The following is a 691-nucleotide window of genomic DNA, read 5'->3' on the forward strand; positions in this document are numbered from 1 at the left end:
GGCCGTGTTTTGACGCGGCCCGGCGGGTGGACGGCGAGCGGCTGTTCCGCATCGCCGACATGACGCAGCCGCAGCCGTCCTGGCCGCGGTTCTCCCAGGCGGCCCGCGACCTCGGGATCGGCAGCATGACCGGCGTGCTGCTCTACACCGCCGAGGAGGACTTCGGCGCCCTCAACCTGTACTCGCGCCGGCCGGGGGCCTTCGGCAAGGACATCGAGGCCGCGGGCTGGCTGCTCGCCTCCCATGCCGCCGTCGCGCTGGCCACCGCCCGGACCGTCGACCAGCTCGAGCACGCCCTGGAAACCCGGCACGCCATCGGGGAGGCCATGGGGATCCTCATGGAGCGTCACCGGATGAGCGAGGACGAGGCCTTCGACGTGCTGCGGCGCATCTCCCAGCACCACAACATCAAGCTGCGCGACGTCGCCCGGCGCGTCCGCCTCGACGCCTCCGGCCAGGCCTGACCGGAGCGCTGCGGCGACCTCACGACGGACCGCCGTCGGGGTGGGAGGCGCGCAGCAGGAGCACCGTGATGTCGTCGGCGTGCTGTCCGGTGGGCGTCGTGTGGTGGACGAGCCTGTCGATGAGCCGTTCCAGGTCGTGGCCGTCGCCGGCGTCGAGGTGCCCGGCCAGGTCGGAGGTGGTCCGGGTCGTGTCGGTGCCGGGGAGTTCGACGAGGCCGTCGGTGTAG

The 691-nt window shown here is 72.8% G+C and carries 2 protein-coding genes; one reads left to right on the forward strand and one right to left on the reverse strand.

Annotated features, from left to right (window positions below; all coding sequences use genetic code 11):
* Positions 1 to 464 (forward strand): GAF and ANTAR domain-containing protein (locus tag CCL05_RS43675; RefSeq protein WP_143590089.1); only part of this gene is annotated, 464 nt, incomplete at its 5' end.
* A 19-nt stretch (positions 465 to 483) separates the two neighbouring features.
* Here the strand turns inward: CCL05_RS43675 and CCL05_RS43680 are convergent.
* Positions 484 to 691: SpoIIE family protein phosphatase (locus tag CCL05_RS43680; RefSeq protein ID WP_143590090.1), on the reverse strand; the 208-nt coding region annotated here is incomplete at its 5' end.

The sequence above is a fragment of the Streptomyces africanus genome, from assembly GCF_002150735.1.
GTDB lineage: Bacteria > Actinomycetota > Actinomycetes > Streptomycetales > Streptomycetaceae > Streptomyces > Streptomyces africanus.